The following is a 25,652-nucleotide window of genomic DNA, read 5'->3' on the forward strand; positions in this document are numbered from 1 at the left end:
CAGCTATCTTATAACTTCCATGCTTGTCATTTCCCAATCTTTATCAGATTTTAGTGATATCTCTTTAGATTCCTTGCTTTCAATATTATATTCAATAATTCTGCCAATAGTCCCATTCTTATCCCTGTCAGACATCTTTACCAATGCAAAAACCTTGTCATCTAAAATCTTAACATCTTCTAAATGCTCGTTATCTGATTTTAAATTAAGTGGAATCTTTTCAGAAGATATCTCTTTGAGGTCTTTGTTGAATGTCTTGACTTCTCCTTCATAGGAGGCTATCGTGACTCTATCCTTGTCTACATTAGTCTTGTAGATAGTGAAGCCTTCATCCATGACAATCTTTCTTTTCGTATCTAGAGTTTTCTTGTCGAGTATAACCAACATAGAATTTTGCTTACTGTCAACGGCATCATTTACTGCAACCAACAATTCTTTATTGTTTAATGACTTCAAAGATTCATTGTTGTCAGGGAAGAAGACCGAGTCCATGTCTATCTCTTTTCGTTTTTCTTTATGATTTTTTGGGTCTATGGAAGACGCTATAACACTATCGTTATTATTATTAATAACGGCATATATTTTCCCATCTTCAAATACTGCCGAAGTCAACGCCCCTTCAAGTTCAACCTGTTTCTTATCGTCGCTATCTTCTTTCCAGTAGACTAATTCTCCTACTAAGCCATCCTCTGTAAAACCAACGTTAATGTCGTGTAAAACATACCCATTAGAGTAGTTAATAAAGAATGCACCCTCGTCATCTGTAGATTTTGAAAGTGATTTTGTACTCAAAGCCTTTACCTTTCCAGTCTTCATATTTAAAGACACATGATAGTTAGACCTGTTGGATGAAAAGTAGATATTATGATTGCTCTGAGTAGATGAGGTACATCCCACGCAGTCTTTCATTATTATACTCGACAATTTCTTTCCTTTATCGTTGTAGTTGACCATCTCGCATCCTCTGTCCATTGCCTGTGAATATATGATAGCAAATTTACTATCTTTCATATGGCTCAATTCTCCCTTAGAAGAGTCACCCACAGCCTCCTCTTTCTTTGAACATGCTGAACAAACAAGTGCTATGGCGCAAGCAAATAAAAATAACTTAAAGTATTTCATTCAATCATCTCCTTTCGATTTTAAACAAGCAAAGCAATCGGGGAAAATCCCCGACTGCTTAATAACTTACTTTTTATGATAAAAAACCTTCGTGTTGTTAGAGTTTACTAATTCCATTGGCGACACGATTAAATCGTTTTTATAATGGTCAATATCGTGACCTTGATTTTTCCAGGCTCTCCAAGCTAATTGAGAGCAATAGAATTTTTTTGTAGTTTTCTTGTCAAACCAGTTCAGATTGTATGGCTTCTTTTGATTAGCTTGTTTTTCAGCATACTTAGCTGCATTTACATATTTGGTATTATTAGACTTCTTTACCCACAGCCCATATACCTTCTTTCTTTTTCCCCAAGTATTATTATAGAATCTAACTCCATGCTGTTTAATTGGACTCCAACTTTTGTGCCAAGACTCTACGGTATTTGTCTTAGTTCTCGACACAACAGCCGCATGTCCAAAGCCAAACGCCGAACTACCTGAATTCAAGTCGTAGCTAACCAATACATCGCCTTTAGTCCCTAATGCAGTAGCATTTGTATTCATCTTTTCTTTTTCTTCATTGTACTTAGGTAGATACTCATCAATCACACCATCTTTGATATATTGTTCGATATCTTTCTGCGACTCTTCGAATATCGCTTCTGCTTTTGCTTCCGTAGATACAGAATCATATTCCTTTTTGCTCATCTCTTGAAGTTCTTTAATCTGTTCAGAGGTCATTCCCTCTGCCTTCATTTCTTCTATTTCTTCTTTGACTCTTTCATCGTTCATAGAAGGAAATACATCTTTCGCTTGCGCATTTCCCTCCAATCCAAATCCAGTGAATAATAGAGATGCCGACAACAAGGATGTGACAATAACATTATGTTTTTTCATATTACTACCTCCAATTACTTTTTTAGCGTGGTCCACATTTACCATAATATTGGTTAATATGGATCATGTAAACATAAATAGGATTTTAAGGATATTTTAATATGTAATGAATTGACATGTTAATTTTGAGTGAATTTTTAAATTAAAAAAGAGACTATTCGTAATAGTCTCTTTTTCACACAGGTACATTTTCTTATTGTCTACTCGATCCAACATCTTGATGACTCTCTTGTAATGACAACCTGTTTCCTCTAATTCTTCTCTTGAAACATCAATGTCTAGGAGTGGCTTCTTTTTGTCTTTAGAATTAACCAAGGCGTAGCAGACGTAGACATTTTCTCTACTTGTTTAGTAGATCAAAAACCTGCTTCTTTTTGCAAATGCCACGTCTTCAATTTAAGCTTCGTTTCATTTCTACCACTGATGGAGATTGATTTATTTCCCGGGGAAGGAAAGTAACGTGCAGTAAATACTTCCCGGCCTCCGTTGACAAAAATCTCAATCGATGATGCATCAATAAAGATATGCAGATCCTGTAATTCCTCAATTTCTACTTCACGAACTTCCTTTGTTCGATCTTCAAATCGATCTCGCTCTAACGTTAGTTTACCTTCATCTTTATCATAAATGATACGAGCAGCAGCACGGATACAGCATTCAAATCCTTTTTGTGTTTCAATTTGATCAATGAATACCTCTGCGCTCGTCAAATCTTCAACAGGAATGGAGTGAACAGATCGTTTAACGTGAAAAACATGCTCCTGCTCATTTGTCCGCATAGATCGAAGTTCACTTACCGGCTTTTGAATAAGACGTCCTTCATCATCTAAACGAAGCTCTCTCGGAATCGTCAAACAATGGATCCATTGATAAGAGATGGTTGGATGATGCTCTTCCCCTTGATCTGGTACACCCATCCATCCCATTAAAATACGTCTGCCCGATTCATCTTGGAAAGTCTGCTGTGCATAAAAGTCAAAGCCACGATCGAGCTCCTCAAACGCTCCATGCGTATATTGGTAGGTACGATCATCCAATGTACCAACAAAATAACCAGATTGATGTGTATTATTATATTTGAATCCATCAGGCTTCAGCCCCTGTGGTGACACGATCAATACATCCTGACCGTCTAATTCAAATAGATCTGGACATTCCCACATGTATCCGAAATGATCTAATCCATTCTTTCCACTGCCTGCAATAATGCCTTGAAACGTCCAATTGTCTAATGTATCAGATGTAAATAAGACAAGATGTCCTTTGAGATCTTCACTTTGTGCTCCAAGGACCATGTACCACTTTCCATTCCGCTTCCACACCTTCGGGTCACGAAAATGTGCAGTGAATCCTGCTGGCAAAGTCGCCACGACACCTTTTTTCTCAAAATGAACTCCATCCTCTGACACAGCTAAACATTGATATGTCTCACGGTTCCCTTGCTCGTCACGGACATTTCCGGTATACATCACGTACATACGACCATCGTCAATGACTGCACTGCCAGAATAACAGCCATTTTGATCAAACCAATCACTTGGCGTGAGGGCAGCCTCTTCATGCTGCCAATTCACTAGATCGGTTGATGTGTAGTGACCCCAGAATTTTGCCCCATGTCCTGTTTTAAATGGCTGCCATTGATAAAACACATGGTAGACTCCCTTCCACTGAATCAATCCATTCGGGTCATTTAAAAGACCGACTGGCGGCATTAAATGGAAGTTCTGACGGTACACATCTTTTTTCACCAAATGCTCATAGTTTCGAATACGATCTGTTACCTTTTGACGAAGTGCTGCGTCCGTTGTTGTCATCACTGTGACCACTCCTTGATTATTTTTCGACTTCTTTGACTTTAAAGATGATGGTAAGAATAAATGAAACAGCAACAGCTATTAACATACCAATAACATAATTTACCACATTTTGTAAACCAAATGGAGCTGCAATGGCAATCATCGGAATCCCTGTTAAACCATAAGCGTTGGCGGCTACCTTCGTGAAGACGACAAACGCCCCGCCTAATGCACCCCCGATCATTGCAGCAATAAATGGCTTACGATAACGAAGATTCACACCGAATATGACCGGCTCAGTAATACCTAAGAAAGCAGAAAATGCTGCTGGTAATGCAATTTCTTTCGTTTTTGCACGCTTTGCTAAGAAAAAGACCGCTAGCCCAGCTCCGCCTTGAGCGACGTTAGACATGGCCCAGATCGGCAGCAAATAATTCCGTCCAATATCATTTAGAAGTCCTGCCTCAATCGCATGGAAGCTGTGATGAACACCTGTCAGTACAATTAAAGAATAAGCGCCTCCAAAAATAAGTCCAGCTAAGAATCCTGCATGGTCATAAACATAAGTGAGTGCATTTGAGATTCCTGTACCAAGCATTCTCCCTAGAGGTCCTACAGCAATAAACGTCACAAATCCAGTCACAATCACCGTCACAAACGGCGTCACAAGTAAATCAATACTGTTCGGCACAACTTTTCTTAAATTCTTTTCAATCACGCACATGATATACACAGTTAATAACACGGGAATGACCGTTCCTTGGTAACCAAGAAGAGCAATATCAAAATTGAATAGATGCATATATTCTGGTTTTGCGTCTGTCAGTCCCCATGGATTCAGCAAGCTCGGGTGAATCATAATGCCCCCAATGACAGCTCCTAAATATGGATTTCCACCAAACTCTTTGGCTGCACTAACACCAATTAAAATCGGTAAAATGATAAAGGCAGCACTTGAGAACATATCTAGCATTTGGAAGATGGCAGAGCTTGGATCAGCCCATTTGAAGGCTTTCATCATACCTAATAGGCCCATTAATAAACCGCTTGCTACAATCGCTGGAATGATTGGTACAAAAATATTCGATAGCGTCTTGGCAAAACGTGCAAGTGGATTCATTTTTTGCTTCACGGCTTCATCATGGCTGGCTGGTTTCTGATTCTCGTCGTCTGCCTCAAGACCCGTCTCACGAGCAAAAGGCTCATATACTTTGTTGACAGAACCTGTTCCAAATATGATCTGGAATTGACCCGAGCTTGAGAAGGCACCCTTCACACCCTCAAGTTCTTCAATGGCATCTTTGTCAATCAACGCTTCATCTTTCATCACCAATCGGAGTCGTGTGGCACAATGTGTTGCGCTAATGACATTTTCTTTGCCGCCTAATAATGTTGTTAATTCTTTGGCTGTTTTTTGATAATCCATGTTGTCTCCCCCTTTTTTAAAACAAAAAAGACCTAAAATTCACTAACGATTAAAGGACATACACGTCCCCTCGTTACGCAAATTTTAGGTCTTGCCTGCCTGACAGTCACAATCCCACGATATTGGTTTTTGATTACGCTTTCATCATAGTATAAGAGCGTGACCTGCGTCAACCTATTTTTTCGAATCAAATGACCCATATACACTAATTAGAGTAGTGTGCATAAAAAAAGCCTGCGGACAGGCACAACCTTTACACCAATTCGGCATCCTGCAGACGCTGGACATGCAGCGTGATGTAGCCGATCTCCGATTCAGGGAGATGAAGTTCATATTCTTTTTTCAGCAAATCAGCCAGTCCAAGTGCACACCGGTAAGCCGAATCATACTTTGTTTGGATAAAAGTCAGCATGTCATCGTCCATGATTTGAAATGCTTCATTCGATTCCAACCTGCCTAATGCATACCTCAAATGTGTCACAAGCCGCTGATATGAAATACTATCCTCATCAATCGAGCGCTCAAAAACGCTTTCGATATGCTCGATCATTTCTTTGATCATCGTTGTGTATTTGACCGTCTTCTTCATGGACTCCGTATTCATTTTGGCCGTATGAATATGAAGTGCCACATACCCTGCCTCATCGTCCGGCAGGTCAACCCCAAGCCGCTCCTTTACATAACGAATGGCATACTTTCCAATATCATATTCCTGCTTATATAAGACTTTGATCTCACCAAGCAATTTATTATATAGCACAATGCCTTTTTGAACGCGTTCAATGGCAAAGGATAAATGATCTGTCAGTGAAATGTGGATATGATCACTGAGCGGCATCATGAGTTCACCCTCTGCATAACTAATAATATGCTCTGCCACCTCAATATGCGCTTCTGGCAATGTCGCAAGAATTTGTTTAAACTTCTCATTTTCTTCACGCACAACAAAAATCTTCTCTATTTTTTGAACGGGAACGACGTCATTTTTCCCCTTCTGAAAAGCAATTCCGGGCCCCATCACAATTTTCTCCTGATCACCCTCCTTTACAACCACTGCATTGTTATTCAATATTTTATATATCTTCAAGGGGCATCCTCTCCCACAGATAACGTGTCTTATGTGGGATTTTACCCTGTTTCAACTTTTCTGTAAAGATAAGAGCGGACCGGCACGCGCCTCTCTCGTTGTCTTTTCATAAAGCATCATCAGACTTTCTTGAAACGGCTTTTCTGTCCTGCGCTTCTTCTTCTTTTCATCTGCCAGTTTCTCTAGCTTTCTCTCATTCACCGCAAGAAAGAATCCTCCATCCACTGCTGCCACTTTCACCCCTTGCTTCTTCAGCAGCTCACCAGGATTCACAAGCACATTCATCACAAAACCAAACCATACACTCAACCAGTTCTTCCATTTCTTCACTGAACATCCCTCCGATTTCCTTAGAATCTAGCAGTTCTAGCAAATTAACTGTTCCTATCATATCCCGAGAAAAAAGAGAGGTTTGTCACAATCTGGGTGAAAAAACGAACTAGTTTTCAGAAGTTTTGTTGAAAAGTGCAGAAGATGAGCATGTTCCACAATGTTTCTATGAAAATTTTATACACACACTATCCCAAAGATAAGCACATCTTATCAACAGGGTTTATCCACATATCAACACCCTCTTACTAGATTTTGTGTATGAGATTTTTTTATTTTCCATATATATATCTGAAAAATTGAGTTATCAACAGATTATTGTGCATAAGTGTGACTTTATAAACAAAATAGTTCTTTATGACTATGTAAAATAAGACCATTTCAGTAAAGGAATTGGTTTCATCGTATGGAATACTTAATAACGGGCAGTGAATCTTTCCTATTTATCCACAAAAAGAAAGGCTATCTCCCTAAATACACAGCTAGAAAGGGGAAAATTAATTGAAAAAAGTAATCTCTCGTTCTTCTGTTCTATTGTTCTCCACTATTTTTACCTTATCCACATTCTTTTCAGGTCAGGCTGCTGCCGCTCCATCGAACAAACAGGTGGAACTGGAAAAAGCAGAAATCTTCGGCGAAATCAATGTTAAGTCTAGAAAACACACCACTGTCATTGTTGAATTAAAGGAAAAATCCTTAGTTGAAGCCAAGCAAGAAGGCGAAGCACAAACAAAAGCCTCCCTCAAAAAATCTCGAACTAAAGTAAAGAATGCAGCACTCAAAAAGTTAGATAAAGCGAGTGTTCGTCAAGAATATGAAAAAGTCTTCTCTGGTTTCTCTATGAAACTTCCTGCAAACGAAATCCCGAAACTGCTCGCAGTTGACGGAGTAAAAGCCGTTTATCCGGATGTTACATATCAAACAGATGAAGTGAAAAAGAAAAGCGTCCAGCTTCCTCATGAGGATGTCTCTCCACTCATGGATAAAAGTGCTCCATTTATCGGTGCCCCAAAAGCTTGGGATGCCGGCTACTCTGGAAAAGGAGTAAAAGTCGCTGTCATTGATACTGGAGTAGATTATACCCACCCTGATTTAAAAGGAAACTTCGGATTATACAAAGGCTATGACTTTGTTGATAATGACTATTCTCCACAAGAAACACCAAAAGGAGATCCTAGAGGCGAATCGACAGATCATGGTACACATGTCGCAGGAACAATTGCGGCAAATGGACAAATTAAAGGTGTCGCAAAAGATGCTACCCTTCTCGCCTATCGTGTCCTTGGACCAGGCGGATCAGGAACAACTGAAAATGTCCTTGCAGGCATCGATCGGGCTGTCACTGACGGAGCCGATGTCATGAACCTTTCTCTTGGAAACAGTGTGAATAACCCTGATTATGCAACAAGCATCGCACTGGATTGGGCCATGTCTGAAGGGGTTGTCGCTGTGACATCAAATGGAAACAGCGGGCCGAACAGCTGGACCGTTGGATCTCCTGGGACATCAAGAGATGCTATTTCTGTCGGAGCCACTCAGCTTCCGTACAGTTTATACAACGTGAAATTCCCGAACTATTCAACAGCAAAAGTGATGGGCTACTATCAAGAAAATGATTTAAAAGCACTTGACCAAAAACAAGTCACACTCGTCCAAGCAGGCATCGGTGACGAAAAAGCTTTTGAAAACATCGATGTCAAAGGAAAGGTGGCAGTGATTGAACGTGGAGCCATTGCCTTTGTTGATAAAGTGGACAATGCGAAAGCTGCTGGTGCGATCGGCGTTGTCATGTACAACAATACCGATGGAGAAATCCCTGTGGATGTACCAGGTCTAGCCCTTCCGACGATTAAGCTGTCAAAAGCGGAAGGAACAGCACTTGTTAAAGCCATTGAGGCTGGTAACAATACAACGACTTTCTCGATTCAATTTGTGAAAGAGTTAAGTGAACAAGTCGCTGACTTCTCATCTCGCGGACCTGTTGTCGATACGTGGATGATCAAACCAGATCTTTCAGCACCTGGCGTGAGTATTGTCAGCACCATTCCGACACACGATCCTTCTCAGCCATACGGCTATGGATCGAAGCAAGGAACAAGCATGGCATCTCCTCATGTAGCCGGAGTAGCAGCGATTATTAAACAAGCAAAACCATCCTATTCTACAGAACAAATTAAAGCGTTAATGATGAATACAGCAGAAACATTGTATGACCCAAATGGTAACCCGTTCCCTCACAATACGCAGGGCACAGGCAGCGTTCGAATCATCGAATCACTTCAAGCGTCTTCTATTGTGTCTGATGCAAGCTATTCGTACGGCACTTTCTTAAAAGAAAAGGGCGTTCAAATCAAAACGAAGAAGTTCAAAGTAGAAAACCTGTCAAAAGCACCGAAAACCTATACCATTGATTATAAGTTCGATGGCAACGGCATTAGCACAAACGGCACGAAAAAAATCACAGTGAAAGGGAATTCCACAGGGTCCTTTACTTCCGCAGTACAAGTGAATTATGGAAAAACGAAAAAAGGAACGTACCAAGGCAGTATCACCATTCGCGAAAATGGCAGAAAGGTCACTGAAATCCCTACTTTATTGATTGTAAAAGAGCCTGATTACCCGCGCGTCACTTCGGTTTCCGTAGAGCCGGATAACCGTGCTGGAAGCTATGTTATTAGCAGCTATCTCCCAGGCGGTGCTGAAAATCTTGCATTCCTCGTCTACTCGACAGATGGAGAGTATTTAGGTGAAGCAGGAGTTTATCAACATGTTGATAAAGGAGAGCATCGTGTGAAATGGAATGGCACGATCAATAAAGGACAGAAGTTAGAAGCAGGTGAGTATACAATGCTTGCGTATGCGAGCCTGAAAGGTAAATCAGATACGGTTCAAACGAAAGAACCATTCGATATTTATCCTGAATAAACAAGAATCACATAAAAAGCCTTGTATGAGCCCATCAGCTCAACAAGGCTTTTCTATCATGTATGGAGGAAAGAGAAATTCATGTTGATATGGCTATGGATCGTTTCTTTTATGACGGCTTTTTTTCTCACGATCACCTTGGTTTATTTTTTTACCTTTTTACATGCAAAACAGCCTCGTCCTTTTCATCAAGCATGTGAACTGACTGTCTATACCACCTGCATTTATCCTCTTAGCTTGGCGGTGACAGCTGCCTTTATTCTCACCATGATGCTCCTCTATCCCTTTTATTGGCTGCGCAAATGGTAAAATGACATACGTTATGCATCAAAAGCTTCTTTTAATAAACGATACGATGTGAGACGGTCTTGTATGTGATGTGTGATGGTCACAGCGATCACTTCATCTGTACGATACGCCTTTGCGAGTGCTGTCAGCTGTTGCTTCACAGAGGACGGCGTGCCAACAACCATCCTCTGCCGATTGGCTGCTACTCGTTTTTGTTCATATGGACTGTAGGAATAGGCCTTTGCCTGTTCAAATGAAGGAAAGCCGCCAAGGTTCTGTCCTTGTTCGTTAGCTAATAATGATAAATCTAAGCTGACAGCCAATTTTTCTGCCTGTTCCTCTGTTTCTGCACATAAAACGAAGACCGCAAGACTGACACGCGGCTCATCACCAAATTCCGAAGGTTCAAATCGGCTGATATACTGCGACACAGAGTCTTCTCCGCCTTCTCCATTAATGAAAAGAGCAAACGTATAGCCTGCACCTACTTTTGCGGCAAGCCGTGCACTTCCTCCAGAAGAACCTAACATCCATACCTCTGGGGCAGTATCTACTTTCGGAGAAGCGGTCAGGTGAGGCAGCGGATAAAATTCATCGGCTAAATCATGTAAATACACCCTTAATTCTTCTACCTGCTCAGGGTATTGATCACCAAGTCGCTTCCGTTCTCCATGATGAAGGGCAATGGAGGAGATCGGCATACCTCCAGGAGCACGTCCAATGCCAAGATCAATTCTGCCCGGAGCCAAGGCTTCGAGCACTCTGAAGTTCTCTGCTACTTTATAGGCACTGTAGTGGGGCAGCATGACGCCGCCTGAACCAATACGGATATGTGACGTCACAGCTGATAAATGACCGAGAAGCACCTCTGGACTCGATCCTGCGAGCCGGTTTGAAAAGTGATGCTCTGATACCCAAAAACGATGATAGCCCCATTTCTCTGCCTGCTTCGCCAGCTCGACTGTTTGCTTCAGTGCCTCAGCAGGCGTCGCATCTCCAATCAAAGGAGATTGATCCAGTATACTTAATTTCATGATGTCGCACCTCTTACACAAATCCCCCTCTCTCACTCGAAAGGGGGATTTCCTGATTTATTTTCGATTAAAGCCCTTCTCTTTCACAAAATCTCCGAGGAAAGCACGTTTTGGCTGGCTAAAGCCTCGAAGCATTTGCTCAGACCATGTATCTTTTCTCTCACCGTTTGTTCGTTCTTCATAATATGATGAAATACGATCATCGTATTCTTTTAAATAACGATCCACATGAGCTTCGTCTTGCTGATATGTGTTTTCATGATAGATCAGCTCAACGGGCAGCCGTTCCTTTTGAGATGACGGATTGGCAGGATGTCCTATGGCCAGACCGAATAGCGGCAGCACATAGGAAGGCGTTTCAAGTAACTCGGATACTTCCTTCAGCTGATTACGCAGTCCGCCGATATAGCAGATGCCAAGTCCCATAGATTCTGCGGCGACACTGACATTTTGCGCAGCAAGCGCCGCATCAATCACACTGATAAGAAAGGCTTCAGTATTCTCAAGCGCTTCTTGATGGTTCTTTCCTGCTTTTTTTGCGATATAGTCGTGGCGTTTCAAGTCTGCACAGAAAACAAAAAAATGCCCATTCTTCTCAACGTATGGCTGATTTCCAGCCAGTTCAGCAAGCTTCGCCTTCTTCTCCTGATCTGTTACACCAATGATACTATACGCCTGTACATAGCTTGATGTCGAAGCAGCCTGTGCACTTTTGATAAGTGTCAGCACCTCTTCCTCTGTCAGACGCTCATCTGTAAACGAACGGATGGATCGATGATTTAAGATGGTTTCTATCGTTTTATTCAATTCGAAGACCTCCTTCACTCCTACTATCATAAGTCAAATGAATATTGCTTTTCAAAAGTTAGAACTCACGCCAAAAAGGCAGCCTACGCTTAGACTGCCCTTTACCCGTTTTATTTAAATAAATAACTTTGATATTTCGTTAATTGAACACTTGCATTATAGGCGATACCAAATCCAATAAGAACAGATAAAACAGAGCTTCCCCCGAAGCTGATGAATAAGAGCGGTATCCCCGTTACAGGCATGACGCCTATGTTCATGCCAATGTTCTGGAATGTATGGATGACAATCAATGCTGTATATCCTACACAGAAAAATGACGCAAACCGGCTATAAGGATGGATACGGTCAATCAGCACAACAAGCCGATAAATCAGGAAGAAGAACATGATGACCACAAATGCGCAGCCGACAAAACCAAAAGCTTCCCCTATGATAGAAAAAATCATATCTGTCTGAGCTTCTGGAACATATACTTTTAAGTTCTTAACACCGTTCCCGAAAATTTGTCCTGCCCCAATTGCCATAATGGCTTGCTCGACTTGATATTTATCCGATCCAGATGCATCCTGTGTCTGGGCTTGGTTAGCTGTCGAAGAACTATCAGGCAGCCAAGCGGTAATCCGGTTGATCTGATACTGCTGAATCCCGATCTTTTGTGCGAAATCAGGGAATAGAATAATCACGGCTAACACAGCGGCAACTAAGAGCACAACCACTGAACCGATGAGAGAGATCAATTTCCAGTTGACCCCTGATAAAAAGACCATGACAACGACAATAAACATACATACCGCAGCCGTACCTGCATCTTGCAAAAAGATGAGTCCGACTGGTACAGCAGCCACGCCAGCAATTTTTAATAGTAGGAAAATATCATCTTCTAATGTTCGTTTTCCTCTTGGGGTTGCCTTCCCAATGACAGAGGCGAGCATCATAATCAAACCAATTTTCATGAATTCTGAAGGCTGAAATGTTCCAATTCCCGGTAACACAAACCAACTTTTCGCACCATTTTTAATTGGAGCAAAATCATGACCTGCAATTTGTGCAGGAGCAATTTTTAAAAGAATTAAGAGCATAATGCCGCCTATAAAAATATATAAGCTTAACTTTTCTAATTGTTCCAGATCGAAGTAATTAATAGCCACAATACAGATGACCCCGACCATGTAGTAAATGATCTGTCTGGTCCATGCATTAGATCCATATTGCCCAAACTGTCCCGCAGCATAAATAGCGATGACACTGATGGCAAAGAAGGCTAAAAATATAAAAATCAAATCTCCTTGATAGTAAGGAGATGTATTCTGCTTGTTCATGAACTAACCACCCTTATTACAAAACATAAAAGCCCTTATTTATATTAGATTGAAATTTTCACAAAAGCAACTCACCTTAAATATGACGGAAGTGACACCTGAAAGGTTCCATTCTAATTTCAAAAAATGAAATACTTTTCATCCTAATAATAGGAAAAAATCCCTTTCTACTCTATCATGACAACCGATCATAAGTCCTTTAAAAAGATTATTTTACAGATTTTAAGGGGAAAATTCAATGACTTATGTGGCGATATGAAAGGTTAACATCTTGCCAGCATAAGCTTAACTGAGGTATAAGAAAAAAACAATTTCTGCGGAATAAGGCCCATTTTCCAATTATTGAGTTTACTTCAAAGTCAATTGTGGTATAATATTTGTAACAAAATGTTCACAATATCTCCTAAAAACAGACACAATTGCATCCTGACCTCTCATTTGAATTGAACATCAACTTACAAAGGAGTTGGATACGATGGATATGTTCTTTGCGTACCTATGTATTGCAACAGCTACACCCCTGTTTTTATGGTTGGAAAACAGAAAGATTGCATTAGCATCTATTCCACCCATCATGATTATGTGGATTTTCTTCGGTCTTTACATGACAAGCAGTTTATCTCCAGCAGGACATACCTTCATGATCGCATTCTTTGCCATTAACGTGATTCTGGCTCACATTGCAGCATTCCTCATCTATGGACTTCCATTCATTCGCAAAAGATTCAGCAGCAGATAGATATTGCATCATCAATTGGAAGCGTTATCACAATCAGCATAAAAACCACTCACCTATGAAAGATGAGTGGTTTTTTATTATTTCTCTGAATGCTCAGACTGCTTTGGCGCAGATGGTGAATAACCGTCTTTGCTGTTCTCTCCGTGGCTGTAGTGAGCCGCGAAGATCCATACAGACCCGATGACGAAAATGATCGCACAGAACAGACCAAACAAAGTATTTCCGACTTGAACAGTTCCGTTCTCGCTCTCTGTCATATGCATAAACATGAACAGCTGCAAGAATGCTTGAATGAAGGCAAAACCAAAGATAATCCATAGTTTTGCGGAACTGCCAATTTCAGCTCCGATGGCAATCCAGAATGCTAAGATGGTTAGCACAATGGAAAGGATGAAGCCGACTACGTGTTTCCAAGGGAAGTGTTCGTGCTCTGCTGAGGAATGTGTTTTTCCAGCCATATCACAAAAGCCCCCCTAATCCGATCAAGTACACAGCTGTGAAGATGAAAATCCATACAACATCAAGGAAATGCCAGTATAGACTTGAGATAAAGATCTTCGCTGCTGTTTGTGGTGTTAATCCACGTTTTTTAATTTGGAACAAGACACCTGTAATCCAGAAGATACCGATGGATACGTGTAATCCGTGAGTTCCTAAAAGAACAAAGAATGCAGACCAGTATGCACTTGTATGGATGCTCGCACCCTCATGTACATAATGGAAGAATTCGAAAATCTCAAAACCAACGAAACCTGCACCTAGAAGCAGTGTCAGAATCGTCCAAATGACAACCCCTTTTGTACTTCCACGGCGCATTTCATGAACGGCAATCCCACATGTAAATGAACTCACCAATAGCAGGAATGTCATGATCAATACAAGCTTCATATCAAATAGCTCAGCTGGCAAAACGCCGCCAGCTGTTCTGCCATGAAGAACAAAGTAGGTCGCAAAAAGTGTTGAGAATAACACGATTTCCGCGCCAAGGAATATCCAGAAACCAAGGATGTTTAAACGTCCTGTTTCAGACTGATATTCAAGCGGTGCATTTGCATAGCTGCTATCATTATGTCCCATTACTTCTGCGCCTCCTTATTCTTTTTCTCTGTTTCAATCACTTCTTCAACAGGAATATAGTAGCCATCGTCATATTCAAATGAACGTAAAATCATTGTAGCGAATACACCGATTAAGCCGATAACGCCAATCCAGTACCATTCAAATACAAGACCGAATGCACCAAGTCCGAAGAATGCAGACATGATTAGCGGTCTGCCTGAATTGTGCGGCATGTGAATTTTCTTGAATTCTTTTTCAGGATGAACGTCAACATTGTTTTGCTTCCAATGATGGAATGCATCTGGTGTCGTCACTTCTGGAAGTGCTGCAAAGTTATAATGCGGCGGAATTGCAGAAGATGTCGCCCAGTCAAGTGTACGTCCTTCTCCCCAGCTGTCTCCAGACACTTCACGTTTCGCGTGTCTCCAGCTGTAGTAAATGTTATAGCAAAGGATGATGAATCCGATACCCATCATGAATGCACCAATTGTTGAAATAAAGTTTAGTGCAGTCCAGCCATCTTCTGGTCCATACGTATAAATACGTCTTGGCATCCCTTGCAGTCCTAAGAAGTACTGCGGGAAGAAACAGATGTTAAATCCGATCATGAATACCCAGAAGAACCATTTGCCGATTCGTTCGTTTAACTTGTAACCAAACATTTTCGGATACCAGAAAACAAGACCTGCAAAACAAGCAAATACAGTACCTGCGATTAATACATAGTGGAAGTGGGATACAAGGAAGTACGTGTTATGGTACTGGTAATCCGCAGCTGCCATCGCAAGCATAACCCCAGTCACACCACCGATTACGAAGTTCGGGATGAAACCAAGTGCCCAAAGCATTGGGGATGTAAAGCTGATACGGCCTCGATACATTGTAAAGAGCCAGTTAAAGATTTTCACACCTGTTGGTACAGAAATCGCCATTGTTGTGATCGAGAAGAATGAGTTAACCGCTGCACTGTTCCCCATTGTAAAGAAGTGGTGAACCCACACAAGGAAACTAAGAACAGAGATTGCCACAATCGATACAACCATCGCTTTGTAACCAAACAACTGCTTTCTTGAGAACGTCGCAAAGATTTCTGAGAAAATACCGAAAGCCGGCAGGATCACGATATATACCTCAGGATGTCCCCAAATCCAGAAAAGGTTCGCCCAAAGCATTGGCATACCGCCCGCTTCGAGTGTAAAGAATGCTGAACCGAATAAACGATCGAATGTCATAAGTGCTAAAGCAACTGTTAAAACAGGGAATGCGAAAACGATAATGACAGACGTGATCAATGTTGTCCATGTAAACATCGGCATACGCATAAGCGTCATACCTTTTGTACGCATTTTTAAGATGGTCACCATGAAGTTAATACCTGTCATTAGTGTACCAATACCTGCAATTTGGAGCCCGAGCAAGTAGTAGTTCTGTCCAGGTCCTGGTGAGAAATCATTTCCGGCGAGCGGCATGTAACTCGTCCAGCCTGCACTTGGTGATCCTCCAATAACGAAGGAAATGTTGAACAGCATTGCTCCGACCATAAATGTCCAGAAGCTCAAGTTGTTCAAATACGGGAATGCAACGTCACGTGCACCAATTTGAAGAGGAACCACGACGTTGATTAAACCAATTAAGAATGGCATCGCCATGAATAAAATCATGATCGTACCATGCGTTGTGAAAATTTCATTATAGTGGTTTGAATCTAAAAACGTATTATTAGGAAGCGCCAGCTGCGCGCGCATCATCAGTCCGTCTACCCCACCGCGGAAGAACATAATCACAGCAGAAAGGATATACATGATTCCAAGCTTTTTATGATCAACTGATGTCAGCCATTCTTTCCAGAGCCATTTCCACTTTTTGAAGTAGGTTAAAACAAACACGATGGCAATGGAAGTAAGAGCGATAGAAATTTGCGCACCAAGAATTAATGGGTCTCCAGTTACAAAAAACTCATCCCATTTTAAATGCATAACGGCCTCCTCCTTTCCTTAGTCAGTTTATTCGTTTTCTAGTTTTCTTTTATAGTTCTTCACATTCTCGAAAGGATCTGTCTTGGAATGCGGAGAAACTGATTGGTAACCTAAACGTTTGCGTGCTTGGAGTGCATATTCAGAATCCTCTCCGTGCTTCGCAAAAGATAAATGTGTTGATGAGAATGTCTGCACATCTGCAGCATCAGGAAGCATCAAGTAGTCATACGTTTTCTTCGTTAACTTTGGTGCTTCTTTTTTCGTTTTATTTACCCATTTATCATAGTCAGACTGCGTCATCGCATTGACTTTGAATTTTTGCTGGGCAAAGCCTTCGCCTGTAAAGTTGGCGTTTCTTCCTTCATACGTGCCTACTTCATCAGCTTGAAGATATTGTTCCATTTCCATTCCAGCCATCGCATACTTCTCCCCGCCTAGCTGAGGAATCCATAGTGATGCCATTGTATCAGCGGAAGTGATTTTGAATAAAACCGGCTGATCTTTTGGAATGTTTAAGTAGTTCACTGTTTCAATATTTTCCTCTGGATAGCTGAAGATCCATTTCCAATCAACTGCTGTAGCATAAACGACAAGTGGATCTTTATGACTTGTTGCTTGAGGCGCCTCTTCCAAAGAGTAAATGGTTTTTACAGTTGGAACTGAAAGGGCAGCAACGATTAATATTGGGATCACTGTCCAGACAACTTCTAGAAGCGTATTCCCGTGTAGTTCTGGGTTATAAGAGGCGTTTCCAACGTCCTTACGCTCACGGTATTTAACCAAAATGATGGTAAACAGTACAAATACCGCACCAACGATAAAGAGCATGAATCCAATAGATAATAGGATTAAGTCTTTTTGTTGTGCTGCGACTGGTCCTTTAGGATCTAAAACAGCGATATTGCTGCAACCTCCTAATACAAAAACACTCACGAGCATCGCTAATAAAAGCATAGGTTTAATGGCTCTGAACAAGAAGATCACCATCCTTCCTTAAATAATGTATAAATTGCTGAATAATTGTGAAAAGCCATCTGCCTTCGAAAACTTTTCTTCCCTTTGTAATGCTATCAAAATCTGTTGGAGTTAGCTCCCCTTTTTTCAAAAGTTCATTTATTTTTCAACAGATTTCTATTGAAATGTCATAAATTCGCCATAAATTTATATTATTGCACACACAATAAATTTCTAGGATTTTGAAAAGTTGAGAGTTGAAGGCAAAGGACATACAATCAAGAACTTTGTCAAATTTAGGTTTACCACAATAAAAAAGTTTGGTCAAATTTCAATTTAACTTTATGAAATTTTATCTAGGTAAACAATTCTGAAATAGGTATCCCCATATTTAACAAAAACCTTACTCATTTTAACGCAAGTCGACAAGAAAAGAAAGTATCGATCCTCCGCCTATGCGCTGTAATGATTGGTAATGGTGATAAATGAGTGGAAACTCACTAAAGACTTCCAGCAAAAAACCGGCTCATCGCCGGCTTCTCATTATTCGTCTCTCACCAAAATGTCTGGTCGTCTATAGATGCTTCCTTCATGTTCTATGTCTATATACGTCCATTTGCCTGTATAGGTTAAAAAGCGATTTCCTTCTTTCTCAACGACCATCGTATCTTCTGATTTCAATCCTGGTAAGGAAGGATTCCAAGTGAATACTTGATGAAACTGGATCTCTTCCACCGATGTAGGAACTGCAATGATCTCTCTAGACACAAATCCAGTCTTGCCTCCTTGGTGAAGCTTTTTCCAGCTATCAGGAAATCCTTCTTTTTCATATTGAGCAATGCCGGCCTTCAATACAGCTCCAATGGTGTTCCCTGGACGAGTAGCCGCATTCATGACCGTGTCAATTCGCGCAAGCCTTTCCTTGTTTTCTTCAAGCTCCTTTGGTAGCTGTCCAAAGTAAACAGATCTTGTGACATTTGCCACGAGTCCATGCCGTTCAGCACAAAGGACAACCAGTGCATGTTTTTGAAGTGCTTTTTCTGTTGGGATCGGGTGGCGATATTGATGAATCCGGTCATCTGTTGCCACAAGCAGCACTTCTATCGTCATCCCCTGCCCTATCGCTCTTTGAGCAACAAGCGAAGCAATTTCATGCTCCGTCTGTCCTGGAACGATTTCTTGACAGACACTTTCTACAATAACAGCTGTTTCATGACAAAGGGTTTCATATTGGCTGAGCTGTGGCGCTGAAAGGATCGATCGAACACGAGACAAATCGGGTTCGATCCATTCCACTCCTTCCATTTGAATGTCTGCACCGATTCGTTTGTCTTTTATGAGTGTTTGAATGTAAGGATTCTCATCCTCAAACCAATCCATTGTGACGACCTGAAAGGGATGGTCAAAATACGCCATTTCTTCTTCAATGATTCGTTTTTCTTCCATTTGATTCACAACTAAGACAATATCGTCTTTCAACACAAGTAGCTGACAAACGCCCTCTGGCGTGTTTAACACAATGTGGTTTCTTCTTCCTCCTGTAAGCCAAGAAAAGTTATTACGCTTTTGAATCAGAATACCATCGAGTTGTTTTTCTTCCATTAAAGTTCTTACCTGTTCAATCATCAACTCATCACCTGCCTGTATGGAGTGTTTGAATGAAACGTTTAAATGCTGTTTTCCCTTGCTCTGTTCTTTTAAACACACCCGCCTGCGCGAGTATACGAGAAAAAATGAGGCCGATTTCTTTTTGTAAAATGGCTTCTACGTTGTCCTTCGTAAAGGTATTCTCTTCGATCAGACGCTCTGCCCATGACTCGTGCTTCATGATAGACGGGCAGGCTTTGATTTCTTCAAGAGGGTGTTTGGATAGCAGCGCTGCTTTTAGCAGGCTTAATTCCTCTGCTAATCTTCCAGGAAGGACGGCGAGACCCATGACCTCAATTAAACCGATATTCTCTTTTTTAATATGATGAACTTCTTTGTGCGGGTGGAAGATTCCGCCTGGGTGCTGCTTGTCTGTACGGTTATTTCGTAGCACGAGATCTAATTCGTACTCATCCCCATGACGACGTGCAATTGGTGTAATGGTATTGTGCGGGGTCTCTCCTGTATGAGAGAACAGACCCGCTTCTGGATCTGAATACATTTTCCACTCATGTAATATAAAATCCGCTGCCTCCGCAAGCGTCTGCTGGTCGCTGCTTTGAAGCCTGATCACTGACATCGGCCATTTCACAATACCCGCCTTCACCCTCGGAAACTTTTCGAGAGAAAACACTTCTTCCATCTTTGCTTTCGCCATCGGAAATTCATGAGCACCACCTTGAAAGTGGTCATGACTTAATATGCTGCCTCCAACAATGGGAAGATCAGCATTTGATCCTATGAAATAGTGCGGATATATAGATATGAAGGAAAGCAGACGCTCGAAGGTCTTTTTAGATATCTGCATTGGTTCATGCTCGCCCTTGAACACAATACAATGTTCGTTGTAATACACATACGGCGAGAATTGCATAAACCACGACTCATTTGTAAGTGTCACCGGAATAATCCGGTGATTCTGTCTTGCTGGGTGATTGATGCGTCCCCCAAACCCAACGTTTTCTTTACAAAGGAGACAAAGAGGATATTGCTTTTGACTCAGCTGTTTGGCTTCAGCGATCGCTTTTGGGTCCTTTTCCGGTTTCGATAGATTAATCGTGATCTCAAGCTCACCATCTTCTGTCGGTGTAAACCACCGCACATTTTTGGCGATTCTTCCTGTATGAATATAGTGGGCATGCTGCTGCATTTCATAAAACCAGCTTGTCGCTGCCTTTGGTCCGCAATGCTTGCGTTTCTCTTCAAACTTTGCATAGATGACACTCGGAGGCGCCACCAAGCAGCCCATGATTTTGGCATCTAATAAATCACGATACGTATCTGTCCCGTCAGGAATAAGACCTGTTTCAACTGCCCAATCGAGCATCGGCATTAAGATGTCTTCAAGGTCGCTGTCTCCTGAGACTGTTCTTGGCTCAGCATCATCGAGACCAAGCACCTCTAGCAGCCGGTTCCTTGTATAATCCATATCTAGTGGTGATATCAGCTCTTTATTAACCCCATATTGAATCAGCTGTTCTAGCTTTTCAAAAATATCAATCGCCATTCCCTTTGTCTCCTCCCCTGCCTGCTACACGTTACTCACTTTGATAGCCATCTGGATGTTTCTGAAACCAATCCCATGCACTTTGAATGATGGTGTGGAGATCTGCATATTGCGGCTTCCATCCTAGTTCTTTCAGCGCTTTTTCTGATGAAGCAATCAGCTTAGCTGGATCACCCGCACGTCTTTCTGCCACCTGTGCTGGAATGGCATGACCTGTCACTTCTCTTGCGGCTTCTACGACCTGCTTTACAGAGAAGCCTGTGCCGTTCCCTAAGTTGTACGTCGCGCTTCCTTTTCCTTCACGCAGACGCTCAACCGCTAGAATGTGCGCCTCTACTAAATCCATGACATGAATGTAGTCTCTAATGCATGTGCCATCCTCTGTTTCATAATCCTCACCGTAAATCATGATTTGATCACGTTTTCCTAATGCCACTTGCAGAATAATTGGGATTAAATGCGTTTCTGGCTGATGATCTTCACCGACAATCCCTTCTGTATGAGCACCGGCTACATTAAAATAGCGAAGCACAACGTATTCGATACCATATGCCTGCTCAGACCACTTCAGCATTTTTTCAATCGCGAGCTTTGTTTCCCCATAAGGATTCGTTGGGTTCGTCTCATCCGTTTCAACGATCGGTACACGCTTTGGTTCACCATATGTCGCAGCAGTTGAAGAGAATACAATGCGTTTCACATCAAATTCATTCATCACCTGAAGTAAAGCCGTTGCCCCTCCGACGTTGTTGTCATAGTACTTCAGCGGGTCTGTTACACTTTCTCCAACAAGTGAATCTGCCGCAAAGTGCATGACCGCTTCAATGTCATGTGTTTGAAAAACACGTCTTAAAAAAGCGTGATCCCTTAAATCTCCCTCTTCTAATACGGCACCCTTTACGACTGCCTCTTTATGACCTGTCTGCAAATTATCCACAATCACCACTTGTTCTCCTTTAGCCAAAAGAGCCGCTACCGCATGACTGCCAATAAAACCTGCTCCCCCACATACTAAAATTGCCATCAAAATTCCTCCTTCGTTAATTCTCTAGCGCCGCCTCCAATTCCAGCTGTGTAAAAAGAGGCTTGAATGCCTATTTTTTCTTGATAAATCGCACCTGTTTCTTCTATAAATGAGTCCAGTAGCTCTTCTTTCACAATGCTGACGGTACAGCCCCCAAAGCCAGCACCTGTCATACGGGAACCAATCGCCCCTGGATGCTGCCATGCGGCTTCGGCCAGTGCATCTAGCTCAAGCCCAGTGACTTCATAATCATTCTTTAAAGAAAGGTGAGACGCCTTCATGAGAGCACCTAGTTCTTCCATTTTATCATCTTTTAGAAAATTTACTGCTTTCATGGTCCTCTCGTTTTCCGTGATGGCATGTCTTGCACGTCTTCTACACGTTTCATCTTGTATCAAATGGTCATGCTTAGCGAATTCATCCTCCGTGAGCTCACATAAATGACCGATATCTAATTCTTTTCTAAGATCGCTTAAAGCAGATTGACATTCTGAACGGCGTTCATTGTATTTGGAATCTGCAAGTGTTCGTTTTTTATTTGTATTGGCAATGACAAGTGCCAGACCCTCTTGCCGAAATGGGCTGTATTCAAAGGAAAGCGTGTCACAATTGAGCAAAATAGCGTGACCGTCTTTTCCAAGACTAATTGAAAATTGATCCATAATGCCGCAGTTCACACCAATAAACTCATTTTCAGCACGCTGCGCAAGAAGGGCTAGGTCGATTTGCGTTACGCCGAATGACGACCATTCATTGATCAAGACAGCCGTGACGAGCTCAATAGAGGCAGAAGATGACAGACCTGCGCCATTTGGAATATTGCCAGCATACACAATATCAAAGCCTTCTTTCACATCCATGCCTGCTTCGATAAACTGTTGGAATACTCCCTTCGGATAGTTCGCCCAGCCGTCCGATTCTGCGAAAGCGATTTCAAAAAGGTCGAACTCTTTCACACCTTCTTCTTCAAAATTCAAGGAATACATTCTAACTCGTCCATCTGACCGCCTTGCACCCGCAGCATATGTACCAAGAGTGAGTGCGCAAGGAAAGACATGACCTCCATTATAATCTGTGTGTTCACCAATTAGATTGACTCTGCCTGGGGCGAAAAAATAACGGAGTTCTTCTTGATCTCCAAATTGCTGGTAAAATGCTGCTCGTAATGTGTCGATCATATCCATTCCCCTTTTCTCTTCTGATAATCTTATTTTAGTTGCCCTGTCAGCTGAAGTTCAATGGTAAAAAAATCGTTAAAAAATACCCTTTTTTTGCTGTGAGTGGTACGATGAGATATGAGGTGTAACATGATTCAAAATAGAAAAAGGTTGTTTTTTGCTGTGAAGGAGGGTTTCCAATTTGAAGAAAGAAGCATTTGCATTTCGTTTTCACCATTCTGATGTGACATTGCCGGCCCAAATCTGGTCTGTTGGCTGGGAAGTTCAATCATCTTCGTTATACAGCTGGAATGGCGTAGAGCGGAAGGATCAGGGCAAGTGCATCTTTCAGCTCACACTGTCTGGACACGGCATGATTGAAATCGGACAGAAACGATTCAAAGTATTGCCTGGACAGGCCTTTCTGGTGAAAAGTCCCAGTGCTTATCAATACTATTTTCCAGAAGACAGTGAACATTGGGAATTTCTCTATTTAACACTTTATGGGGAAGCCTGTGACCTTTGCTTTGATCAATTTATCGATCAAGGAAAGCAGGTCATGCGTTTTCATCCGAATTCCAAACCGATCCGCCTGCTAAAGAAGATTTATGATGAAGCCAGTGAAAGACGGATTACCAATCCATTTGAGGGGTCTAGCCTTGCTTATCAATTTGTCATGGAACTGTATTCATATTTGCCAAAGCTTGAGGGACAAATGGAGAAATGGCCTGAGCCCATCGTCCAAGCGGCCTTATTTGCAAGCCACCATTTTCACGAGGAGATTGGGCCTGACGATATGGCAGCTGCGGCACGTTTATCCAAAAGTCATTTTACGAGGGAATTCAAAAAGGCAACTGGCTTCACACCGATTCATTATTTAACCAATATTCGTTTAGAAAAGGCGGAAACGTTACTGAAAACAACGAAATACTCGATTGAAGAAATCGCCATACAGTGCGGCTACCGAAACGCGAATTACTTGAATAAAGTCTTTCGAAAGAAAATCGGCATGTCTCCAAAGCAACTCCGGGAAACAAGCGATGCATAATAAAAAGCAGCCGCTTTTCAATTGGCTGCTTCTTTTACGCTTTCGTCAGGTCAACACGAATTCTCCCTTGTCTTAAAACAATGGTCATTTGCGTATCAGGGGTCATTAAATTTTCTAAAATGTCCGTTGCTGTTTGAAGCGCAATGTCCATCCGGTTGATCTTTTCCTTTTCTTGTTCAGAAAATGCTTCTGGATGTGCGGTCATTTCTTTGACTAGCCTCAACACTTGTTCATGCTGCTTTTCTGTTTGTTGATATATGGCATCATATAATTCGTCTGGCCTGCTGCTCATTTCACATCACCTATCTTTTTCATGTGTTAAATCGCATCTTCTTTTGTTTTCTTGAAGACGAACCATTTACTGGCGACATAATTGACCACGACAATCACAAAGTTAACAAGAATTTTTGCGACGGTTTCGTTGAGCGCCATTTGGCTCACAAATAAAATCATCAGCCCCAGATCTACACCTAGAGACATGAGACGGACACTAAAAAATGAAGAAAGCTCACGCATTAGGCTTTTTGTGTCACGAGCCTTTTGCTTGAAGACATACTTCTTATTGGTGATATAAGCAAAGAGCACAGCAAATACCCATGAAACAACCGTTGCTGTTTTGTAATCCATAGAAAACATCTCAACGAATAAATAGAAGCTGACTATGTTGACAATGGTTGTACACACACCCATGATCAGATACATGACAACTTCTTGATACTTTTGAAAAAGGCTATACATGTCTTTCTTCATTCCTTCTTGGTGAATTCTGTTTCTTTTAGAATACCATCTTAAGAAGAACTTCCCAAACGAACAATATGTGCGTCCTGTAAAGATGAAATTTGTTCACGCTGATGGCATATGTCAACCTTATTGGTTTATATGAGTCAAATGATTTAGGTCTTTATCATTATTTTAATTTATAATCTTTTAACTGACTTTACAATTGTTTATTATGAGAAGTAAGAATTCAATATTTATGGGTTTTTTAGTCATTTTTTTAGGGACGTGGTAGGTGATAGATTTTACAAAATAGGTTAAATGTCATCATTTTTCGACAAAAATCTATTTTTGTACTCCATTCACATACACGTACAGTTACTAGACGGTTTGTTCAAGTCATTGGTTGCAGATGAATATGTCTTATTGAACTGGAGGATATTATGGATACGCAAGTGAAAAGAAGAGTTGACGAAGAGTGGGTTTATTTGATTCAAGAAGCGAAAAAAATTGGACTAGGCATCGAGGAAATACAAGCTTTTTTAACATCCAACGGTGATCAGAAGATGATAAACAAACCGTAATCAACGCCGTTATCCTTTGTCTTTCAGATTGCTTTGGCTAAAGTTCTAACCTGTCAATTGACCTTTTAAACATCCTTTCATGACGATACGCTACAATAATTGAACACCTCATCATACCAATCCCTTCCACTCAATGGGGTTCTGTCTTTCTATTTTTAGGAGGACAGTCCGTTCCCTGTTCTTTATATGACCCCTTTTTAGCTGTCATTCATGAAAATTGCCCATTT

Annotated in this window: 25 protein-coding genes; 5 read left to right on the plus strand and 20 right to left on the minus strand. The window is 41.4% G+C overall.

Annotated features, from left to right (window positions below):
- Positions 1 to 3: 3 nt before the first annotated feature.
- The 7 genes from MHI58_RS18260 to MHI58_RS18290 all read right to left on the minus strand — a co-directional run bounded on the left by MHI58_RS18260 (position 4) and on the right by MHI58_RS18290 (position 6,637).
- Complete coding sequence (locus MHI58_RS18260) at positions 4 to 1,122, minus strand: hypothetical protein (protein ID WP_045033834.1); 1,119 nt, start codon at positions 1,120 to 1,122, stop codon at positions 4 to 6.
- A gap of 66 nt (positions 1,123 to 1,188) precedes the next feature.
- The gene (locus MHI58_RS18265) at positions 1,189 to 1,998 is read right to left on the minus strand and encodes a septation ring formation regulator EzrA (protein ID WP_045033832.1); all 810 of its coding nucleotides are present in this window, start codon (positions 1,996 to 1,998) and stop codon (positions 1,189 to 1,191) included.
- A gap of 96 nt (positions 1,999 to 2,094) precedes the next feature.
- On the minus strand, positions 2,095 to 2,313 hold the full coding sequence (locus MHI58_RS18270; protein WP_350168605.1) for a DUF5839 family protein: 219 nt from the start codon (positions 2,311 to 2,313) through the stop codon (positions 2,095 to 2,097).
- A gap of 41 nt (positions 2,314 to 2,354) precedes the next feature.
- Positions 2,355 to 3,812, minus strand: a complete 1,458-nt coding sequence (locus tag MHI58_RS18275) for a sucrose-6-phosphate hydrolase (protein WP_045033830.1) — start codon at positions 3,810 to 3,812, stop codon at positions 2,355 to 2,357.
- Positions 3,813 to 3,831: 19 nt separating this feature from the next.
- Positions 3,832 to 5,220, minus strand: a complete 1,389-nt coding sequence (locus MHI58_RS18280) for a sucrose-specific PTS transporter subunit IIBC (RefSeq protein WP_007497804.1) — start codon at positions 5,218 to 5,220, stop codon at positions 3,832 to 3,834.
- A gap of 253 nt (positions 5,221 to 5,473) precedes the next feature.
- Positions 5,474 to 6,307: a PRD domain-containing protein gene (locus MHI58_RS18285; protein ID WP_024719487.1), complete on the minus strand. Its 834-nt coding sequence runs from the start codon at positions 6,305 to 6,307 to the stop codon at positions 5,474 to 5,476.
- A 51-nt stretch (positions 6,308 to 6,358) separates the two neighbouring features.
- On the minus strand, positions 6,359 to 6,637 hold the full coding sequence (locus MHI58_RS18290) for a hypothetical protein (RefSeq protein WP_041091342.1): 279 nt from the start codon (positions 6,635 to 6,637) through the stop codon (positions 6,359 to 6,361).
- A 501-nt stretch (positions 6,638 to 7,138) separates the two neighbouring features.
- Here MHI58_RS18290 and MHI58_RS18295 point away from each other — a divergent pair.
- Both MHI58_RS18295 and MHI58_RS18300 read left to right on the plus strand, forming a co-directional pair.
- Positions 7,139 to 9,562 (plus strand): S8 family serine peptidase, encoded by a 2,424-nt coding sequence (locus tag MHI58_RS18295; protein WP_024719489.1) that lies wholly within the window; start codon positions 7,139 to 7,141, stop codon positions 9,560 to 9,562.
- An 81-nt stretch (positions 9,563 to 9,643) separates the two neighbouring features.
- Positions 9,644 to 9,871: a hypothetical protein gene (locus tag MHI58_RS18300; protein ID WP_024719490.1), complete on the plus strand. Its 228-nt coding sequence runs from the start codon at positions 9,644 to 9,646 to the stop codon at positions 9,869 to 9,871.
- 11 nt (positions 9,872 to 9,882) lie between these two features.
- Here the strand turns inward: MHI58_RS18300 and MHI58_RS18305 are convergent, their stop codons facing one another.
- From MHI58_RS18305 to MHI58_RS18315, 3 genes are all read right to left on the minus strand, one after another.
- A complete protein-coding gene (locus MHI58_RS18305; RefSeq protein ID WP_045034055.1) occupies positions 9,883 to 10,887 on the minus strand; it encodes an LLM class flavin-dependent oxidoreductase in 1,005 nt (334 codons plus the stop codon).
- A 54-nt stretch (positions 10,888 to 10,941) separates the two neighbouring features.
- Positions 10,942 to 11,691, minus strand: coding sequence for an oxygen-insensitive NADPH nitroreductase (gene nfsA / locus MHI58_RS18310; RefSeq protein WP_017368283.1), 750 nt, complete (start codon positions 11,689 to 11,691; stop codon positions 10,942 to 10,944).
- Positions 11,692 to 11,801: 110 nt separating this feature from the next.
- Positions 11,802 to 13,013: an FtsW/RodA/SpoVE family cell cycle protein gene (locus tag MHI58_RS18315; protein WP_008345489.1), complete on the minus strand. Its 1,212-nt coding sequence runs from the start codon at positions 13,011 to 13,013 to the stop codon at positions 11,802 to 11,804.
- A 475-nt stretch (positions 13,014 to 13,488) separates the two neighbouring features.
- On the opposite strand from MHI58_RS18315, the gene MHI58_RS18320 reads away from it, so the two are divergent.
- Complete coding sequence (locus MHI58_RS18320; protein ID WP_008345491.1) at positions 13,489 to 13,752, plus strand: spore morphogenesis/germination protein YwcE; 264 nt, start codon at positions 13,489 to 13,491, stop codon at positions 13,750 to 13,752.
- Positions 13,753 to 13,829: 77 nt separating this feature from the next.
- Here MHI58_RS18320 and qoxD read toward each other — a convergent pair whose 3' ends face one another.
- From qoxD to MHI58_RS18360, 8 genes are all read right to left on the minus strand, one after another.
- On the minus strand, positions 13,830 to 14,210 hold the full coding sequence (gene qoxD, locus MHI58_RS18325; protein ID WP_007497818.1) for a cytochrome aa3 quinol oxidase subunit IV: 381 nt from the start codon (positions 14,208 to 14,210) through the stop codon (positions 13,830 to 13,832).
- 1 nt (position 14,211) lies between these two features.
- On the minus strand, positions 14,212 to 14,829 hold the full coding sequence (gene qoxC, locus MHI58_RS18330) for a cytochrome aa3 quinol oxidase subunit III (RefSeq protein ID WP_007497820.1): 618 nt from the start codon (positions 14,827 to 14,829) through the stop codon (positions 14,212 to 14,214).
- The gene (gene qoxB / locus MHI58_RS18335) at positions 14,829 to 16,787 is read right to left on the minus strand and encodes a cytochrome aa3 quinol oxidase subunit I (RefSeq protein ID WP_045033825.1); all 1,959 of its coding nucleotides are present in this window, start codon (positions 16,785 to 16,787) and stop codon (positions 14,829 to 14,831) included. Before qoxB ends, qoxC begins: the two co-directional genes overlap by 1 nt.
- Positions 16,788 to 16,814: 27 nt before the next feature.
- The gene (gene qoxA / locus MHI58_RS18340) at positions 16,815 to 17,771 is read right to left on the minus strand and encodes a cytochrome aa3 quinol oxidase subunit II (protein WP_089374137.1); all 957 of its coding nucleotides are present in this window, start codon (positions 17,769 to 17,771) and stop codon (positions 16,815 to 16,817) included.
- Between the two features lie 513 nt (positions 17,772 to 18,284).
- Positions 18,285 to 19,367 (minus strand): Xaa-Pro peptidase family protein, encoded by a 1,083-nt coding sequence (locus MHI58_RS18345; protein WP_045033823.1) that lies wholly within the window; start codon positions 19,365 to 19,367, stop codon positions 18,285 to 18,287.
- 7 nt (positions 19,368 to 19,374) lie between these two features.
- A complete protein-coding gene (gene galT / locus MHI58_RS18350) occupies positions 19,375 to 20,895 on the minus strand; it encodes a UDP-glucose--hexose-1-phosphate uridylyltransferase (protein ID WP_045033821.1) in 1,521 nt (506 codons plus the stop codon).
- A gap of 31 nt (positions 20,896 to 20,926) precedes the next feature.
- Positions 20,927 to 21,919 carry a UDP-glucose 4-epimerase GalE gene (gene galE / locus MHI58_RS18355; RefSeq protein WP_017368288.1) on the minus strand — a complete coding sequence of 331 codons (993 nt, stop codon included), beginning with the start codon at positions 21,917 to 21,919 and terminating at the stop codon, positions 20,927 to 20,929.
- Positions 21,919 to 23,103 (minus strand): galactokinase, encoded by a 1,185-nt coding sequence (locus tag MHI58_RS18360; protein WP_082055535.1) that lies wholly within the window; start codon positions 23,101 to 23,103, stop codon positions 21,919 to 21,921. Before MHI58_RS18360 ends, galE begins: the two co-directional genes overlap by 1 nt.
- Positions 23,104 to 23,278: 175 nt before the next feature.
- Between MHI58_RS18360 and MHI58_RS18365 the strand changes: the two genes are divergently transcribed.
- A complete protein-coding gene (locus MHI58_RS18365; protein ID WP_007497828.1) occupies positions 23,279 to 24,124 on the plus strand; it encodes an AraC family transcriptional regulator in 846 nt (281 codons plus the stop codon).
- A gap of 34 nt (positions 24,125 to 24,158) precedes the next feature.
- Here MHI58_RS18365 and MHI58_RS18370 read toward each other — a convergent pair whose 3' ends face one another.
- Positions 24,159 to 24,416 carry a hypothetical protein gene (locus MHI58_RS18370; RefSeq protein WP_008345502.1) on the minus strand — a complete coding sequence of 86 codons (258 nt, stop codon included), beginning with the start codon at positions 24,414 to 24,416 and terminating at the stop codon, positions 24,159 to 24,161.
- Positions 24,417 to 24,442: 26 nt separating this feature from the next.
- Complete coding sequence (locus tag MHI58_RS18375; RefSeq protein WP_024719496.1) at positions 24,443 to 24,826, minus strand: GtrA family protein; 384 nt, start codon at positions 24,824 to 24,826, stop codon at positions 24,443 to 24,445.
- A 458-nt stretch (positions 24,827 to 25,284) separates the two neighbouring features.
- Here MHI58_RS18375 and MHI58_RS18380 point away from each other — a divergent pair, with 458 nt between their 5' ends.
- The gene (locus MHI58_RS18380) at positions 25,285 to 25,425 is read left to right on the plus strand and encodes an anti-repressor SinI family protein (RefSeq protein ID WP_008345506.1); all 141 of its coding nucleotides are present in this window, start codon (positions 25,285 to 25,287) and stop codon (positions 25,423 to 25,425) included.
- The last annotated feature ends 227 nt before the right edge of the window (positions 25,426 to 25,652 follow it).

It is taken from the genome of Bacillus sp. FSL K6-2869 (assembly GCF_040869405.1).
GTDB lineage: Bacteria > Bacillota > Bacilli > Bacillales > Bacillaceae > Bacillus > Bacillus altitudinis.

What these genes read in the sequence shown, in the direction of transcription:
- MHI58_RS18370 (WP_008345502.1), bottom strand. Translation starts at nt 24,416, where the DNA reads ATGAGCAGCAGGCCAGACGAATTATATGATGCCATATATCAACAAACA.
- MHI58_RS18280 (WP_007497804.1), bottom strand. Translation starts at nt 5,220, where the DNA reads ATGGATTATCAAAAAACAGCCAAAGAATTAACAACATTATTAGGCGGC.
- MHI58_RS18360 (WP_082055535.1), bottom strand. Translation starts at nt 23,103, where the DNA reads ATGGATATGATCGACACATTACGAGCAGCATTTTACCAGCAATTTGGA.
- MHI58_RS18265 (WP_045033832.1), bottom strand. Translation starts at nt 1,998, where the DNA reads ATGAAAAAACATAATGTTATTGTCACATCCTTGTTGTCGGCATCTCTA.
- MHI58_RS18260 (WP_045033834.1), bottom strand. Translation starts at nt 1,122, where the DNA reads ATGAAATACTTTAAGTTATTTTTATTTGCTTGCGCCATAGCACTTGTT.
- MHI58_RS18300 (WP_024719490.1), top strand. Translation starts at nt 9,644, where the DNA reads ATGTTGATATGGCTATGGATCGTTTCTTTTATGACGGCTTTTTTTCTC.
- MHI58_RS18375 (WP_024719496.1), bottom strand. Translation starts at nt 24,826, where the DNA reads ATGTATCTGATCATGGGTGTGTGTACAACCATTGTCAACATAGTCAGC.
- MHI58_RS18320 (WP_008345491.1), top strand. Translation starts at nt 13,489, where the DNA reads ATGGATATGTTCTTTGCGTACCTATGTATTGCAACAGCTACACCCCTG.
- MHI58_RS18275 (WP_045033830.1), bottom strand. Translation starts at nt 3,812, where the DNA reads ATGACAACAACGGACGCAGCACTTCGTCAAAAGGTAACAGATCGTATT.
- qoxC (WP_007497820.1), bottom strand. Translation starts at nt 14,829, where the DNA reads ATGGGACATAATGATAGCAGCTATGCAAATGCACCGCTTGAATATCAG.
- MHI58_RS18315 (WP_008345489.1), bottom strand. Translation starts at nt 13,013, where the DNA reads ATGAACAAGCAGAATACATCTCCTTACTATCAAGGAGATTTGATTTTT.
- galE (WP_017368288.1), bottom strand. Translation starts at nt 21,919, where the DNA reads ATGGCAATTTTAGTATGTGGGGGAGCAGGTTTTATTGGCAGTCATGCG.
- MHI58_RS18345 (WP_045033823.1), bottom strand. Translation starts at nt 19,367, where the DNA reads ATGATTGAACAGGTAAGAACTTTAATGGAAGAAAAACAACTCGATGGT.
- qoxD (WP_007497818.1), bottom strand. Translation starts at nt 14,210, where the DNA reads ATGGCTGGAAAAACACATTCCTCAGCAGAGCACGAACACTTCCCTTGG.
- MHI58_RS18380 (WP_008345506.1), top strand. Translation starts at nt 25,285, where the DNA reads ATGGATACGCAAGTGAAAAGAAGAGTTGACGAAGAGTGGGTTTATTTG.
- galT (WP_045033821.1), bottom strand. Translation starts at nt 20,895, where the DNA reads ATGGCGATTGATATTTTTGAAAAGCTAGAACAGCTGATTCAATATGGG.
- qoxB (WP_045033825.1), bottom strand. Translation starts at nt 16,787, where the DNA reads ATGCATTTAAAATGGGATGAGTTTTTTGTAACTGGAGACCCATTAATT.